This is a genomic window from Pseudomonas sp. RC2C2, from assembly GCF_018390435.1.
Lineage (GTDB): Bacteria > Pseudomonadota > Gammaproteobacteria > Pseudomonadales > Pseudomonadaceae > Aquipseudomonas > Aquipseudomonas donghuensis.
Map to the genome: position 1 here is coordinate 1,452,371 of NZ_JAHBAX010000001.1, position 15,365 is coordinate 1,467,735.

Below are 15,365 nucleotides of genomic sequence, written 5' to 3' on the forward strand. Positions count from 1 at the left end.
CCCCCAAAAAAGAAGCCCCGGCAACCAGTGCCGGGGCTTTGAGTGACCAAGTCCTTTTGGTCTTTCGCATGAACCTGCAAGGGTCAGCGAGTCGGGAGCAACTACTCAGTTGGTTTTCAGGCCATCAGCCGAGACGGCTTGAACGCCTTTGATCTTCTTGGCAATGGCGACCGCCATCTCTTTCTGCGAATCGGTCAAGGTCACATCGGAAGACAGGGAGACCACGCCTTTGTTGGTTTCGACCTTGATGTCGGTGCCCGGGATGCCTTTCTCGGTTACCAGGTCAGCTTTGACCTTGGTGGTGATCCAGGTGTCAGAGGTCGCTTCTTTGACTTTGGTGACTTCACCGGCAGCAACAGTCAGCGGAGCCTGGGAAGGCTGTTGGGCAAACGCCGCATTAGCCAGGGTCAGGGTCAGGGCGGTGGCAGTAGCGGCAGCAATAGCGAACTTCTTCATACGAGACACTCCTGTTTTTCGAAAAGTCTGCGCCATCAGTCCTGGCAGCAGGGTATGAGAACTATTGCAGGGCTTGTGCCAGCTGCTGCTATTGACTTTTTTACTTATAAATCAGCTAGTTATATATAAAGCTGAAATCCCGAATCGTGCAATTTGCACGCAGTGGCAAAATCCTGCATGCAAGATGCAAGTCCGCAAGACAATGCCTACAGGCATAAAAAAAGGACCCCGAGGGGTCCTTTTTCTTACGCTACGTTCTTAGACGCCGGATGCCTTGGCAGCGGCAACGTCCTTGATCGACAGCTTGATACGGCCGCGGTTGTCCACGTCCAGTACCAGTACTTCAACTTCCTGACCTTCTTTGAGGATGTCGGTCACTTTCTCAACACGAGCATCGCTCAGCATGGAGATGTGAACCAGACCGTCCTTGCCAGGCAGGATGTTGACGAAGGCACCGAAGTCAACGATGCGCTCGACCTTACCGACGTAGATCTTGCCGATCTCGGCCTCGGCAGTGATGCTCAGAACACGCTGACGAGCAGCTTCAGCAGCGTCTTTGGTCTCGCCGAAGATCTTGATCGAGCCGTCGTCTTCGATATCGATCGAAGCCTTGGTTTCTTCGCAGATGGCACGGATGGTCGCGCCGCCTTTACCGATGACGTCACGGATCTTGTCGGTGTCGATCTTCATGGCGATCATGGTCGGAGCGTTTTCCGACAGTTCGCTACGGGACTGACCAATGATCTGGTTCATCTGGCCGAGGATGTTCAGGCGCGCTTCCAGGGCCTGGCCCAGGGCGATTTCCATGATCTCTTCGGTGATGCCGTTGATCTTGATGTCCATCTGCAGCGCGGTAACACCTTTGGCGGTACCGGCTACCTTGAAGTCCATGTCGCCCAGGTGGTCTTCGTCACCGAGGATGTCGGTCAGGACGGCGAATTTCTCGCCTTCTTTAACCAGACCCATGGCGATACCGGCAACCGGTGCCTTCATCGGTACACCAGCGTCCATCAGGGCCAGGGAAGCACCACAGACCGAAGCCATGGAGCTCGAACCGTTGGATTCGGTGATTTCCGATACGACGCGAATGGTGTACGGGAACACGTCGGCGGCAGGCAGCATGGCCTGGACCGAACGACGGGCCAGACGGCCGTGACCGATTTCGCGACGGCCAGCACCGCCCATGCGACCACACTCGCCCACCGAGAACGGCGGGAAGTTGTAGTGCAGCATGAAGGGGTCTTTCTTCTCGCCTTCGAGGGTGTCCAGCAGTTGCGCGTCACGGGCAGTACCCAGGGTCGCAACGACCAGGGCCTGGGTTTCGCCGCGGGTGAACAGCGCCGAACCGTGGGTCTTTGGCAGTACACCGACTTCGATGTTCAGCGGACGTACGGTCTTGGTGTCACGGCCATCGATACGTGGCTTGCCGTTAACGATGTTTTCGCGAACGGTGCGGTATTCGATTTCGCCGAAGATCTCTTTGACTTCGGAAGCCGAAGGTTGACCTTCTTCACCGGAGAACTTGGCGATCACTTGCTCGCGCAGTTCGCCCAGGCGAGCGTAACGGTCAGCCTTGACGGTGATGGTGTAGGCGTCGGAAACCGCAGCACCGAATTCACCACGGATGGCGTTCAGCAGTTCGGTGTTGGCAGCGGCTGGCTTCCAGTCCCAGGTCGGCTTGGCAGCTTCGGCGGCCAGCTCTTTGACAGCCTGGATCACAGCCTGGAATTCATCGTGGGCAAACAGTACGGCGCCCAGCATCTGGTCTTCGGTCAGCTCTTTGGCTTCCGATTCAACCATCAGCACGGCGTCGGAGGTACCGGCAACGACCATGTCCAGGCTCGAGGCAGCCAGTTGCTCGTAGGTCGGGTTCAGCAGGTAGCCGGTGCTTTCGTGGAAAGCAACACGGGCAGCGCCGATCGGGCCTTCGAACGGAATGCCGGAGATGGCCAGGGCAGCCGAGGTACCGATCATCGCAGCGATGTCCGGATCGGTCTTCTTGCTGGTGGAAACGACGGTGCAGACAACCTGCACTTCGTTCATGAAGCCTTCTGGGAACAGCGGACGGATCGGACGGTCGATCAGACGCGAGGTCAGGGTTTCTTTCTCGGAAGGACGGCCTTCACGCTTGAAGAAACCACCAGGGATCTTGCCGGCGGCGTAGGTCTTTTCCTGATAGTGAACGGACAGGGGGAAGAAGCCTTTGCCTGGATCGGCCTGTTTGGCACCGACCACGGTCACCAGTACGGTGACATCGTTGTCGACGGTGACCAATACGGCGCCGGACGCTTGACGAGCAATACGGCCCGTCTCGAGGGTAACGGTCGATTGACCGAACTGGAATTTCTTGATTACCGGGTTCACGGTTTCCTACCTTTTTCAGTGGCTCTGGGGGAACTGGTTCTTGCGAATTCTTGGGCAGCACAGGGAATCGGCCCTGTTGGCAGTCCAGATAAAACTAGAGGTTGGGAGCCTGCCCTGCCCTCGCGGTAAACCGCTCAGGCGAGACAGACAGCCAACCTCATAGATACACAAGGCGTGCTCACCAGCACGGGGGCCAAAGGCTCCGCCTGGTGACTGCAGCACGCCGCGCACACCACTGGCCAGGCCGCTATTAGCGACGCAGACCCAGACGACCGATCAGGGCGCTGTAACGAGTGGTGTCCTTGCCTTTCAGGTAGTCCAGCAGCTTGCGACGCTGGTTAACCATGCGGATCAGACCACGACGGGAGTGGTGGTCTTTGCCGTTGGCCTTGAAGTGGCCTTGCAGCTTGTTGATGTTGGCGGTCAGCAGAGCAACCTGTACTTCCGGGCTACCGGTGTCACCGGCGGCTTGCTGGTATTCGCCAACGATCTTTGCTTTTTCTTCAACGCTGAGTGCCATCTGGCTTCTCCAAATCAAGGGAAACCGAACAAACGGTTTCCAATAGGCCAGGGACTGCTCCCTGTATTCATAAAGTGAGGCGTGACCGTGCCTATTAACAGCCATCCTCTTTACCACCAGTGCCGGGCCTGAACCTGACGCTGAAGGTTTCGATCATTCTGACCGAATCAAGCGACGAGGCGCGATGCGCCCGTCTTCGCTCACTTCACCGATACCGATGAAGCGACCGTTGTGATCCTGTACCCGGACCATGCCGAACTTCGGCGCGTCGGGGGCTCTGACCGGCTGACCATTGAGCCAGTAGAACGCACTGTGCTCGGAGAACTGCAACAGTGGCCAGTCCAGCAGACCGCTGTCCGATGGCATCAGGAAGCGATCGACTGCTTCGTTGCCACCTTCGGCGTGGACCGCTTCGAGTTCTTCGAGGGTCACGGTCTGGGCCAGCTCGAAAGGACCCGCGTGCGTACGGCGCAGTTCAGCGACATAGGCTCCGCAACCGAGCACCTCGCCGATATCCTCGACCAGAGTGCGGATGTAGGTGCCTTTGCTGCAGCCGACTGACAGCCGAACACGGGTGCCTTCGCACTGGAGCAATTCCAAGCGGTTAATAGTAACAGAACGCGCCTCACGCTCCACTACTTCACCTGCACGGGCGAGCTTGTACAGTGGCTGACCGTCGCGCTTGAGGGCCGAGTACATCGGCGGTATCTGACTGATTTGACCACGAAATTGTGGCAAAACCGCTTCGATATCGGCGCGACCAACGGTCACGTCACGGGTTTTCAGCACTTCACCTTCGGCATCGCCCGTGGTGGTGGTCTGACCCAGTTGCATGACCGTCTCGTAGCCCTTGTCGGAATCGAGCAGGTACTGCGAGAACTTGGTCGCCTCACCAAAGCACAGCGGCAGCACGCCGCTGGCCAGTGGATCGAGGCTACCGGTGTGCCCGGCCTTTTCGGCGTTGAGTAGCCAGCGGACCTTCTGCAGGGCGGCGTTGGAGGTGAACCCCAACGGCTTGTCGAGCAGGATGATGCCGCTGACGTTACGACGGATACGCTTGACCTGAGCCACCGCTTACTCCTTGGTGTCCAGGGGCGTGTCGGAAGCCTGGTGCAGCTTGTCTTCGGCGACGGCGCGCTCGATCAGTGCCGACAGGTGGGCACCGCGACTGATGCTTTCGTCATAGTGGAAATGCAGTTGCGGCACGCTGCGCAGTTGCATTTCCTTGCCCAGGTGCACACGCAGGAAACTGGCCGCGCCGTTGAGCACTTTGAGGGTCTGCTTGATGTCTTCCGCGCCTTCCTGGCCCATGGAGGTGATGAACACCTTGGCATGGCCGACATCGCGGCTGACATCCACAGCGGTAATGGTGACCACGCCGACGCGCGGGTCTTTGACTTCACGACGGATCAACTGGGCCAGCTCACGCTGGATCTGATCGCCGATGCGTTGGGTACGGCTATATTCTTTTGCCATTTTTGCTACCTGTAACTAAAGCGGCAAACGCCCGGCCAGGCTAGAGCCGGACCGGGCGTTGCGTTCAGAGCCGCCAAGCGGCGCCCTGGGGCGGGCGATTGGCGGTTCCCATGCTCGCGGCTTAGAGCGTACGAGCCACTTGGACTTTCTCGAAGACTTCGATCTTGTCGCCGACCTTGACGTCGTTGTAGCTCTTGACGCCGATACCGCATTCCATGCCGGCACGTACTTCGGACGCATCGTCCTTGAAGCGACGCAGCGATTCCAGCTCGCCTTCGAAGATCACCACGTCCTCGCGCAGTACGCGGATCGGACGGTTGCGGTAGACCACACCCTCGACGACCATACAGCCGGCGATGGCGCCGAACTTCGGCGAACGGAACACGTCACGCACTTCGGCGATACCCAGGATGTTCTCGCGAACATCGCTGCCGAGCATACCGGTCAGGGCTTTCTTGACGTCTTCAATGATGTCGTAGATCACGTTGTAGTAACGCATATCCAGACCTTCCTGCTCGACGATCTTGCGCGCGCCGGCATCGGCACGCACGTTGAAGCCGAACAGTACTGCATTGGAAGCCAGGGCCAGGTTGGCGTCGCTCTCGGTGATACCACCGACACCGCCACCGATCACGCGAACCTGTACTTCGTCGTTGCCCAGGCCGCTCAGGGAGCCCTGCAGGGCCTCGAGAGAACCACGAACATCGGACTTGAGCACGATGTTGAGGGTCTTCTTCTCTTCCTGGCCCATGTTCTCGAAGATGTTCTCGAGTTTGCCAGCGTGAGCGCGAGCCAGTTTGACCTCGCGGAACTTGCCTTGACGGAACAGGGCAACTTCACGGGCTTTCTTCTCGTCAGCCACTACCGACAGCTCGTCACCGGCGTCCGGGGTGCCATCCAGGCCGAGGATCTCGACCGGGATCGACGGGCCGGCTTCTTTAACAGTCTTGCCGTTTTCGTCGAGCATGGCCCGTACACGGCCGTAGTTCGAACCGCACAGGACCATGTCGCCCTGACGCAGGGTACCGTCCTGAACCAGCACGGTAGCCACCGGGCCGCGGCCCTTGTCCAGACGCGACTCGACCACCACACCACGACCCGGGGCCGATGGAGTGGCCTTGAGCTCGAGGATCTCGGCTTGCAGCAGGACGGCTTCGAGCAGTTCGTCGACACCGGTACCCATCTTCGCCGACACCTTGACGAACGGCGTGTCTCCACCCCAGTCCTCGGAAGTGACGCCTTCGACGGCCAGTTCGTTACGGATGCGATCGAGGTCGGCACCCGGCTTGTCGATCTTGTTCACCGCAACGACCAGCGGAACACCGGCAGCCTTGGCGTGCTGGACCGCTTCGCGGGTTTGCGGCATCACGCCGTCGTCCGCCGCGACCACCAGGATCACGATGTCGGTCGCCTTGGCACCACGGGCACGCATGGCGGTAAACGCGGCGTGACCAGGGGTGTCGAGGAAGGTGACCATGCCGCGGTCGGTTTCCACGTGGTAGGCACCGATGTGCTGGGTAATACCACCGGCTTCGCCAGCGGCAACCTTGGCACGACGGATGTAGTCGAGCAGCGAAGTCTTACCGTGGTCAACGTGGCCCATTACGGTCACGACCGGCGCACGGGCGAAGGCTTCACCTTCGAACTTCAGCGATTCGGCCAGGGAATCTTCCAGGGCGGTATCGCTGACCAGGGTGACCTTGTGGCCCAGCTCTTCGGCGACCAGTTGAGCGGTCTCCTGGTCGAGCACCTGGTTGATGGTCACCGGAGTGCCCAGCTTGAACATGAACTTGACGACTTCAGCGGCCTTGACCGACATCTGCTGGGCCAGGTCGGAGACGGTAATGGTCTCGCCGATCTGGACGTCGCGGATAACCGGACCGGTCGGGTTCTGGAAGCCATGGGCGTTGCGCTTCTTCGGCTTGCCCTTGCCACGGCCACCACGACGGAAGCCATCGCTTTCTTCGTCGGTGGTACGCGGAGCGGCACGCGGGGTTGGCGCCTTTTCCTTTTCCTTGACCTTGACCGAAACGCGCGGCGCTTCGTTACGGCGCTCGCCGCCACGACGCTCGTCGTCACGCGACTTGTCGCTGCGACGGACGTCGTCTTTCTTGCGCTCGGCAACCGGTGCCGGTGCGGCATCGGCGGCGTCGATCACTGGCGCGGCAGCCGGAGCCGGAGCCGGCGCGGCAGCAGCCGGTGCGGCGTTCGCAGCGGCTGGCTGACGACGGGCTTCTTCCTCGGCACGCTGACGTGCTTCGGCATCGGCTTTTTCACGGGCAGCGTTTTCGGCTGCACGGCGCTCTTCCAGCTCGCGCTTCTGCTCGGCCTGGATTTCTTCCGGGCTGCGCTGAACGAATACTTTCTTCTTGCGTACTTCTACGCTGATGCTCTTGCTACCGGCGACACGCAGGGTGCTGGTGGTTTTGCGCTGCAAGGTGATCTTGCGCGGCTCTTCCACTTTTGCCTTGTGGCTGCTCTTCAAATGAGCCAGCAATGCCTGCTTCTCATTGTCGGTCACTACCTGACCGGCGTCGGTGTGCGGCAGACCTGCCTCACGCATCTGCTGCAGCAGGCGCTCTACCGGTGCAGCGACCTCTTGGGCCAATTCTTTCACCGTGACTTGCGTCATGCACTTCTCTCCTCAGGCCGCGCCTAATTACTCGAACCAGTGGGCTCGGGCGGCCATGATCAACTTGCCGGCACGCTCTTGGTCGATGCCGTCGATGTCGAGCAGGTCATCAATCGACTGCTCGGCCAGGTCTTCGCGGGTAACTACGCCGCGCACCGCCAGTTCCATCGCCAAATCCTTGTCCATACCCTCAAGCGAGAGCAGGTCTTCGGCCGGATGGGCGTCTGCCAGCTTTTCCTCAGTAGCGATGGCTTTGGTCAACAGGCGATCCTTGGCGCGAGCACGAAGCTCGTTGACGATGTCTTCGTCAAAGCCGTCGATGTTGAGCATTTCTTCCAGCGGTACGTAGGCAATCTCTTCCAGGCTGGTGAAGCCTTCATCGACCAGCACCTGTGCCAGCTCTTCGTCGACTTCCAGCTCGTCGATGAAGTTGCGCAGGATGTCACCGGTTTCAGCTTGCTGCTTGGCCTGGATGTCCGATTCGGTCATCACGTTCAGGGTCCAGCCGGTCAACTGACTGGCCAGGCGCACGTTCTGGCCACCACGGCCAATCGCCTGGGCCAGGTTGTCGGCACCCACCGCGATGTCCATGGCGTGGGCATCTTCATCGACGATGATCGCCGCGACTTCAGCCGGCGACATGGCGTTGATGACGAATTGTGCAGGGTTGTCGTCCCAGAGGACGATATCCACACGCTCACCACCCAGTTCGCCGGACACGGCCTGGACACGCGAACCGCGCATGCCGATACAGGCACCTTGCGGATCGATGCGTTTGTCCTTGGAGCGCACGGCGATCTTGGCGCGCGAACCCGGATCACGGGACGCGGCCATGACTTCGATCAGGCCCTCGGCGATTTCCGGCACTTCGATGCGGAACAGTTCGATCAGCATCTGTGGCGCGGTACGCGACAGGATCAACTGCGGGCCGCGGTTCTCGGTGCGGATTTCCTTGAGCAGTGCACGCAGGCGCACACCCACACGGAAAGTCTCGCGGGAGATGATGTCTTCACGGGCCAGCAACGCTTCGGCGTTGTTGCCCAGGTCAACGATGACATTGTCACGGGTGACCTTCTTGACGGTACCGGAGATGATCTCGCCCAGACGCTCGCGGTAGGCATCTACCACCTGAGCGCGCTCGGCTTCACGGACCTTCTGGACGATGACTTGCTTGGCGGTCTGGGCGGCAATGCGGCCGAACTCGATCGACTCGATCTTCTCTTCGATCACGTCACCGACTTTAGCTTCAGGATGGGTGTCCTGAATCTTCGCTGGCCACACTTCGATCGCCGGATCGTCCAGATCCTTTTCTTCGACGACAGTCCAGCGACGGAAGGTTTCGTAGCTACCGGTGTGGCGGTTGATTTCCACACGCAGGTCGACTTCGTCGTCAAAACGTTTTTTGGTTGCAGTGGCCAGAGCCACTTCCAGCGCTTCAAAAATCACGCCGGCCGGTACGCCCTTTTCGTTGGATACCGACTCAACAACCAGCAGTACTTCTTTGCTCATCGTACGCCTCGCCTTTCGCAAGCCATTGGATCCGCGCGGTCCGCGGGATCCGGCACGTCTCAGTCAAAACTGGGAATAATGTTGGCCTTGTCGATCGAATCGATCGGCAACAGGAATTCGTTGTTGTCTACCTGGACCACAACATCCTGATCCTCCACGCCACGGAGAAGGCCCTGAAAGTTACGACGACCTTCAAAGGGCGTACGCAGCTTGATCTTCACTTGTTCGCCGGCATGCGAAGCAAACTGTTCCAAGGTGAACAGCGGGCGATCCATGCCAGGAGAGGACACTTCAAGGGTATATTCGGACGTAATCGGGTCTTCGACATCGAGGATCGCACTGGCCTGGTGACTGACTTTTGCGCAGTCATCAACCAGCACGCCATCTTCTTTATCGATGTAAATCCGCAGGACCGAATGTTTGCCTTGAGAGATGAATTCGATCCCCCAGCATTGATAGCCAAGAGCCTCGACCACCGGGGCCAACAAGGCCTGCAACTGTTCTAGCTTGCTCGACACCTGAACCCCCTCGTGCATGCTATGCAAATAAAAAATGGGCAAAGCGCCCATCCCTGATACGCCGTTGAATACCGGCGTTATGACTGTTCAGCCAAGAAAAAGCCCCTGCAAAAGGGGCTCCGCTGAAACTGGTTGCGGGGGCTGGATTTGAACCAACGACCTTCGGGTTATGAGCCCGACGAGCTACCAGACTGCTCCACCCCGCGACAAAGCTGGGGCGAAAGTATACGACCGAACCCCGACAGGGTCAATCTAACCTCCACCTACAAGAAAGCCCGCTGTAGCGGGCTGTCTTGTTTCAATTGGTACCGAGAAGGGGACTCGAACCCCTACACCCTATGGGCACAACCACCTCAAGGTTGCGTGTCTACCAATTCCACCACCTCGGCAATACTACTTTGAAACCCGTTACTTCTGCTCTTGAGCGGGAGGAACATCGCCAGTCTTAGTGGCTTCGCTCTTCTGCTCTTGGAGCACCGGTACATCATCTGTTGCCGGTTTTTGCTGCTTCACTTCCAAGACCGCTGGATCTGGCAACCCTACTTGAGTCAGCTCTTGAGCTTTCTCCTTAGCAAAGTATCCTAACCCAAGAGCAGTTAAGAAGAAAGAGGCAGCTAGTATAGCAGTAAACTTACTCAGAAAGGTAGCAGAACCTTGGCTTCCGAACACAGTATTTGAAGCACCTGCGCCGAAAGATGCACCCGCTTCCGCACCTTTACCCTGTTGCAGCAACACCAGCACTACCAAACCCAGCGCGCCCAACAGATGCAAAACAACGATCACTGTTTCCAGCATTTTTCAGTTTCCTGCGGCGCGACAAATTGCACCGAATTCGTCTGCGTTCAGGGAAGCCCCACCAATCAGGCCCCCATCGATATCCGGCATGCCGAACAGTTCAGCCGCATTGGCCGCCTTCACGCTGCCGCCGTATAGAAGCCGCACACTCGCTGCGACTTCCGGGTTCTTTGCCGCCAGCTGCTCGCGAATGGCCTTATGCACATCCTGAGCCTGCTGTGGCGAGGCCGTCAGCCCTGTGCCGATGGCCCATACAGGCTCATAGGCAATCACCGCACTGGCGAAGACTTCGACACCGAACGCTTCGATGACGCTGTCCAGCTGACGCCCGACAATCTCAAGCGTTTTACCCGCTTCGCGCTCTTCGAGGGTTTCCCCTACACAGAGCACCGGCTTCAAACCACAAGCCTGTGCCGCAGCGAACTTGCGATTGAGGACTTCGTCGTTCTCGCCAATGATCTGGCGGCGCTCGGAGTGCCCAATCAGTACCAGTTCGCAACCTGCCTCGGCCAGTTGACTCGGTGCAATTTCACCGGTCAGTGCGCCCTGCTCAGGCTGTACCGCAGAATTCTGAGCGCCGACGGCGATCGCCTTGCCTTGTACGCCATCAATTACCTGATTGATGTACAGGGCGGGGGGAAACACCGCGACCTCGACACCGCTCGGCAGGGCGAGATTACTCAAGCCCTTGATCAGCTCAGCGACGCTGGCGCGGGTACCGTGCATCTTCCAGTTACCAGCTACCATAGGGCGACGCATGCTGTACCTCGTCGGTCAAAGAGGGCGCAGATGTTACCCAACCCGATCATCTCTGGCAAGCGTAATTCAAACGCAAACTTCACTTACCAGTTTTGCCAGGGCTTCGGCGTGGCCGCGAACCTGATTTTCATCCTCGCCTTCGACCATTACCCGCACCAGAGGCTCTGTCCCGGACTTGCGCAGCAGCACACGGCCACGACCGGCCAGCGCCTCGGTAACCTTGGCACTGGCGTCCTTGACCGCTGGATGCTCCAGCGGGTCGACCTTGCTCGCACCAAAGCGCACGTTGATCAGCACCTGCGGGCACTTGCGCAGGGCCTGACGGGCCTGCGCCAGGGTTTCTTCGCGGCGCTTGAGTGCCATCAGCACCTGCAGCGCGGCGATGATCGCATCACCGGTGGTGGTGTGGTTACAGCACACCACGTGCCCGGAGTTCTCGCCACCGATGACCCAGTCGCGCTCCAGCAGCTCGGCCATCACGTAGCGGTCACCAACCTTGGCGCGCACGAACGGGATGTCGAGATCCTTCAGGGCCAGCTCCAGCCCCAGATTGCTCATCAGGGTGCCCACCACCCCGCCCTGCAGCTTGCCGCGCTCATGCAGGTCACGGGCGATGATGAACAGCAGCTCGTCGCCATCGACGATGGCGCCGGTGTGATCGACCATCAGCACCCGGTCACCGTCGCCGTCGAAGGCGATGCCGAGGTCGGCATGGCCCACCAGCACCGCCGCCTGCAGCGACTCGATGTGGGTCGAACCGCAGTTCTCGTTGATGTTCAGGCCATCAGGCTGCGCTGAGAGCACGGTGACATCAGCACCCAATTCGCGGAACACGCTCGGCGCGACCTTGTAGGTAGCGCCGTGGGCGCAGTCGACCACCAGCTTGAGGCCGGCAAAATCAGTGCTGCTCGGTACGCTGCTCTTGCAGAATTCGATGTAACGCCCAGCCGCATCGTTGATGCGCGAGACCTTGCCCAGCTTGCTCGATTCGACCACGGTCATCGGCTGGTCGAGCAGTTCCTCGATCATCAGCTCGACTTCGTCCGGCAGCTTGGTACCCTGCCCGGAGAAGAACTTGATGCCGTTGTCGTCATGGGGATTGTGCGAAGCACTGATAACGATGCCCGCTTCGGCATGGAAGGTACGGGTCAGGTAGGCGATGGCCGGGGTCGGCATCGGCCCGAGCAACATCACATCGGCGCCCGCCGCTGACAGCCCGGCCTCAAGCGCCGATTCAAACATGTAACCGGAAATTCGCGTGTCTTTGCCGACCAGTACCCGGCAGGCACCCTGCCTGCGAAAGGCCATGCCCGCCGCCCAGCCAAGCTTGAGCATGAAGTCAGGGGTGATGGGGTATTCGCCGACACGGCCACGAATACCGTCGGTACCAAAATATTTTCTGCTCATAGATGCTCCATCACTCTTATTCGGCGGTTTGCACCGCAGCAATCATCCGCACTACATCGGCGGTTTCGGCGACATCGTGAACGCGCAATATGCTCGCGCCCTTGGCCATCGCCAGCGCAGCCAGGGCAAGGCTGCCATAGAGCCGTTCTCCGACCGGGCGGCCCAGGGCCAGGCCGATCATGCTCTTGCGCGAAACACCTACCAGCAAGGGACGCCCCAACCGGTAAAGTGCTTCCATGTGCTTGAACAGGCTGAGGTTGTGCGCCAGGGTCTTGGCGAAGCCGAAGCCTGGATCGAGGATGATCCGCCCGGCTTCGATGCCGACTGCCGCACACGCAGCCATACGCTCTTCAAGGTAGTTCGCCACCTCGGCGGTGACATCCTCGTAATGCGGATTGTCCTGCATGTCGCCCGGCTCGCCACGCATATGCATCAGGCACACCGGCAAGCCGGTGGCTGCTGCGGCATCCAGGGCACCATCACGGCTGAGCGAGCGCACATCGTTGATCAGCCCGGCACCGAGCCTGGCCGATTCGCGGATAACCGCTGGCGTCGAGGTATCGACCGAGATGATCACATCCAGCTCACGATTGATCGCTTCGACGATCGGCGCGACGCGCTCCAGCTCTTCAAGCGCCGACACCGCACGCGCGCCGGGGCGAGTGGACTCGCCACCGACATCGACCAGGGTCGCACCGGCAGCCACCATCGCTTCGGCGTGGCGCAAGGCTGCGTCACGCTGGGTGAAGCGGCCGCCATCGGAGAAGGAATCGGGGGTGATATTGAGGATACCCATGACATGGGTACGGGACAAATCAAGAACCCGGTTGCCGCAAGGCAACCGGGTCGGGTACTGCTGTGAAGTCATATGTGCCCTTAGACTTGCGCCGCTGGACCGCCGATCGGCGACTCAGGGCGATCGCTCTGCGGAGCAGAGGCGCCTGGAGTGCCCGATCCACCTTCCCAGTCACGCGGCTCGCGTGGCTCGCGACCAGCCATGATGTCGTCGATCTGATCGGCATCGATGGTCTCGTACTTCATCAGCGCATCGGCCATGGCGTCGAGCTTGTCGCGGTTTTCGGTGAGGATCTGCTTGGCCGTGGCGTAGCACTGGTCAATGATGCTGCGTACTTCCGAGTCGATCAGCTTGGCGGTCTCACCGGAGACACTGGCGTGCTGGGAACCGGCACTGCGGCCCAGGAACACCTCACCCTCTTCTTCGGCATACATCAGCGGACCGAGTTTTTCCGACAGGCCCCACTTGGTGACCATGTTGCGGGCGATCTGACTGGCACGCATGATGTCGTTGGAGGCACCGGTGGTGACGCCATCGAAGCCCAGGGTCATCTCTTCGGCGATACGGCCACCGTACAGCGAGCAGATCTGGCTGATCAGTGCGCGCTTGGACAGGCTGTAACGGTCTTCCTCCGGCAGAAACATGGTGACACCCAGTGCCCGGCCACGCGGAATGATCGAGACCTTGTACACCGGGTCATGCTCGGGCACCACACGGCCAACAATGGCATGGCCGGCTTCGTGGAAGGCGGTATTGCGCTTCTCTTTCTCGGACATGACCATGGTCTTGCGCTCGGCGCCCATCATGATCTTGTCTTTGGCCAGTTCGAACTCTTTCATCTCGACGACGCGCTTGCCACCACGGGCAGCGAACAGCGACGCCTCGTTGACCAGGTTGGCGAGGTCGGCACCGGAGAAGCCTGGAGTACCACGGGCAATCACGGCTGGATTGACGTTCTCGCCAATCGGCACCTTGCGCATGTGTACCTTGAGGATCTGCTCACGACCGCGGATATCCGGCAAGCCAACGACGACCTGACGGTCGAAGCGGCCTGGACGCAGCAGCGCCGGGTCGAGGACGTCCGGACGGTTGGTCGCGGCGATGACGATGATTCCGTCGTTCATTTCGAAGCCGTCCATCTCAACCAGCAACTGGTTGAGGGTCTGCTCGCGCTCGTCGTGACCGCCACCCATGCCGGCGCCACGATGGCGACCGACGGCGTCGATCTCGTCGATGAAGATGATGCACGGTGCGTGTTTCTTGGCCTGCTCGAACATATCGCGAACACGGCTGGCACCGACACCGACGAACATCTCGACGAAGTCGGAACCGGAGATGGTGAAGAACGGCACCTTGGCTTCGCCGGCAATAGCCTTGGCTATCAGGGTCTTACCGGTACCTGGCGGGCCAACCATGAGTACACCGCGAGGAATACGACCGCCCAGGCGCTGGAACTTGCCCGGATCGCGCAGGAATTCGACCAGCTCGCCGACTTCTTCCTTGGCTTCGTCGCAGCCGGCAACGTCGGCCAGGGTGGTTTTCACCTGATCTTCGGACAGCAGGCGCGCCTTGCTCTTGCCGAAGCTCATCGGCCCGCCCTTGCCACCGGCACCGCCTTGCATCTGGCGCATGAAGAACATGAATACGGCAATGATGACCAGGATCGGGAAGCTGGCGACCAGCAGTTGGGTCCAGATGCTCTGCTGCTCTGGCTGTTTGCCTTCGACCACGACGTGGTTGTCGACCAGGTCACCGATCAGGCCGTTGTCCTGAATGGCCGGACGGATGGTCTTGAAGCTGTCGCCATCGGTACGTTTACCGGTAATGACGTAGCCGTCGACCGCAACGCGCTCGACCTTGCCATCCTTGACCTGCTGAATGAAGTCGGAATAGTTGAGGGTCTGCGGCTCATTCGGGCTGGAGAAGTTGTTCATCACTGTCACCAGGACAGCCGCGATGATCAACCACAGGATCAAGTTCTTTGCCATATCGTTCAATTAGCTACCCTCTGAAGCCGGCTGACGGCGCAGCCGTGCCTCGCATGATATTCACCGGCTTAACTTACTACATAACCTACACATCTGCAGGCGCCGTCTGTAACCCTTTGTGAAACCTAGACTACACGATGTTCAT

General features: G+C 59.7%; 13 protein-coding genes and 2 tRNA genes. All 15 read right to left on the reverse strand.

Annotated elements, in window-relative coordinates:
- Nucleotides 1–105: 105 nt before the first annotated feature.
- Nucleotides 106–456, reverse strand: a complete 351-nt coding sequence (locus tag KHO53_RS06680; RefSeq protein ID WP_010222987.1) for a BON domain-containing protein — start codon at nt 454–456, stop codon at nt 106–108.
- Nucleotides 457–714: 258 nt separating this feature from the next.
- Entirely contained in the window at nt 715–2,820 is a 2,106-nt protein-coding gene (pnp, locus tag KHO53_RS06685; protein ID WP_010222986.1) for a polyribonucleotide nucleotidyltransferase, read from the reverse strand.
- 250 nt (nt 2,821–3,070) lie between these two features.
- The gene (gene rpsO / locus KHO53_RS06690) at nt 3,071–3,340 is read right to left on the reverse strand and encodes a 30S ribosomal protein S15 (protein WP_010222985.1); all 270 of its coding nucleotides are present in this window, start codon (nt 3,338–3,340) and stop codon (nt 3,071–3,073) included.
- 153 nt (nt 3,341–3,493) lie between these two features.
- Nucleotides 3,494–4,411 (reverse strand): tRNA pseudouridine(55) synthase TruB, encoded by a 918-nt coding sequence (truB, locus tag KHO53_RS06695; protein ID WP_036996919.1) that lies wholly within the window; start codon nt 4,409–4,411, stop codon nt 3,494–3,496.
- A gap of 3 nt (nt 4,412–4,414) precedes the next feature.
- Nucleotides 4,415–4,816, reverse strand: coding sequence for a 30S ribosome-binding factor RbfA (gene rbfA / locus KHO53_RS06700; protein ID WP_010222983.1), 402 nt, complete (start codon nt 4,814–4,816; stop codon nt 4,415–4,417).
- A 121-nt stretch (nt 4,817–4,937) separates the two neighbouring features.
- Nucleotides 4,938–7,448 carry a translation initiation factor IF-2 gene (gene infB / locus KHO53_RS06705; protein ID WP_010222982.1) on the reverse strand — a complete coding sequence of 837 codons (2,511 nt, stop codon included), beginning with the start codon at nt 7,446–7,448 and terminating at the stop codon, nt 4,938–4,940.
- A gap of 27 nt (nt 7,449–7,475) precedes the next feature.
- Nucleotides 7,476–8,957, reverse strand: coding sequence for a transcription termination factor NusA (nusA, locus tag KHO53_RS06710; RefSeq protein ID WP_010222981.1), 1,482 nt, complete (start codon nt 8,955–8,957; stop codon nt 7,476–7,478).
- A 59-nt stretch (nt 8,958–9,016) separates the two neighbouring features.
- Entirely contained in the window at nt 9,017–9,475 is a 459-nt protein-coding gene (gene rimP / locus KHO53_RS06715; protein WP_010222980.1) for a ribosome maturation factor RimP, read from the reverse strand.
- 129 nt (nt 9,476–9,604) lie between these two features.
- A tRNA-Met gene (locus KHO53_RS06720) sits at nt 9,605–9,681 on the reverse strand.
- A 97-nt stretch (nt 9,682–9,778) separates the two neighbouring features.
- A tRNA-Leu gene (locus tag KHO53_RS06725) sits at nt 9,779–9,864 on the reverse strand.
- A gap of 19 nt (nt 9,865–9,883) precedes the next feature.
- Entirely contained in the window at nt 9,884–10,270 is a 387-nt protein-coding gene (gene secG / locus KHO53_RS06730) for a preprotein translocase subunit SecG (RefSeq protein ID WP_010222979.1), read from the reverse strand.
- 3 nt (nt 10,271–10,273) lie between these two features.
- Complete coding sequence (tpiA, locus tag KHO53_RS06735) at nt 10,274–11,029, reverse strand: triose-phosphate isomerase (protein WP_010222978.1); 756 nt, start codon at nt 11,027–11,029, stop codon at nt 10,274–10,276.
- Between the two features lie 66 nt (nt 11,030–11,095).
- Nucleotides 11,096–12,436, reverse strand: a complete 1,341-nt coding sequence (gene glmM / locus KHO53_RS06740) for a phosphoglucosamine mutase (protein ID WP_010222977.1) — start codon at nt 12,434–12,436, stop codon at nt 11,096–11,098.
- A gap of 16 nt (nt 12,437–12,452) precedes the next feature.
- The gene (gene folP / locus KHO53_RS06745) at nt 12,453–13,304 is read right to left on the reverse strand and encodes a dihydropteroate synthase (protein ID WP_213570124.1); all 852 of its coding nucleotides are present in this window, start codon (nt 13,302–13,304) and stop codon (nt 12,453–12,455) included.
- 8 nt (nt 13,305–13,312) lie between these two features.
- Nucleotides 13,313–15,220 carry an ATP-dependent zinc metalloprotease FtsH gene (ftsH, locus tag KHO53_RS06750; RefSeq protein WP_010222975.1) on the reverse strand — a complete coding sequence of 636 codons (1,908 nt, stop codon included), beginning with the start codon at nt 15,218–15,220 and terminating at the stop codon, nt 13,313–13,315.
- Nucleotides 15,221–15,365: the final 145 nt, after the last annotated feature.

Excerpts from the sequence above, each read along its gene's own strand:
- nusA (WP_010222981.1), bottom strand. The coding sequence starts at position 8,957 with ATGAGCAAAGAAGTACTGCTGGTTGTTGAGTCGGTATCCAACGAAAAG.
- rbfA (WP_010222983.1), bottom strand. The coding sequence starts at position 4,816 with ATGGCAAAAGAATATAGCCGTACCCAACGCATCGGCGATCAGATCCAG.
- infB (WP_010222982.1), bottom strand. The coding sequence starts at position 7,448 with ATGACGCAAGTCACGGTGAAAGAATTGGCCCAAGAGGTCGCTGCACCG.
- KHO53_RS06680 (WP_010222987.1), bottom strand. The coding sequence starts at position 456 with ATGAAGAAGTTCGCTATTGCTGCCGCTACTGCCACCGCCCTGACCCTG.
- rpsO (WP_010222985.1), bottom strand. The coding sequence starts at position 3,340 with ATGGCACTCAGCGTTGAAGAAAAAGCAAAGATCGTTGGCGAATACCAG.
- ftsH (WP_010222975.1), bottom strand. The coding sequence starts at position 15,220 with ATGGCAAAGAACTTGATCCTGTGGTTGATCATCGCGGCTGTCCTGGTG.
- secG (WP_010222979.1), bottom strand. The coding sequence starts at position 10,270 with ATGCTGGAAACAGTGATCGTTGTTTTGCATCTGTTGGGCGCGCTGGGT.
- glmM (WP_010222977.1), bottom strand. The coding sequence starts at position 12,436 with ATGAGCAGAAAATATTTTGGTACCGACGGTATTCGTGGCCGTGTCGGC.
- tpiA (WP_010222978.1), bottom strand. The coding sequence starts at position 11,029 with ATGCGTCGCCCTATGGTAGCTGGTAACTGGAAGATGCACGGTACCCGC.
- folP (WP_213570124.1), bottom strand. The coding sequence starts at position 13,304 with ATGACTTCACAGCAGTACCCGACCCGGTTGCCTTGCGGCAACCGGGTT.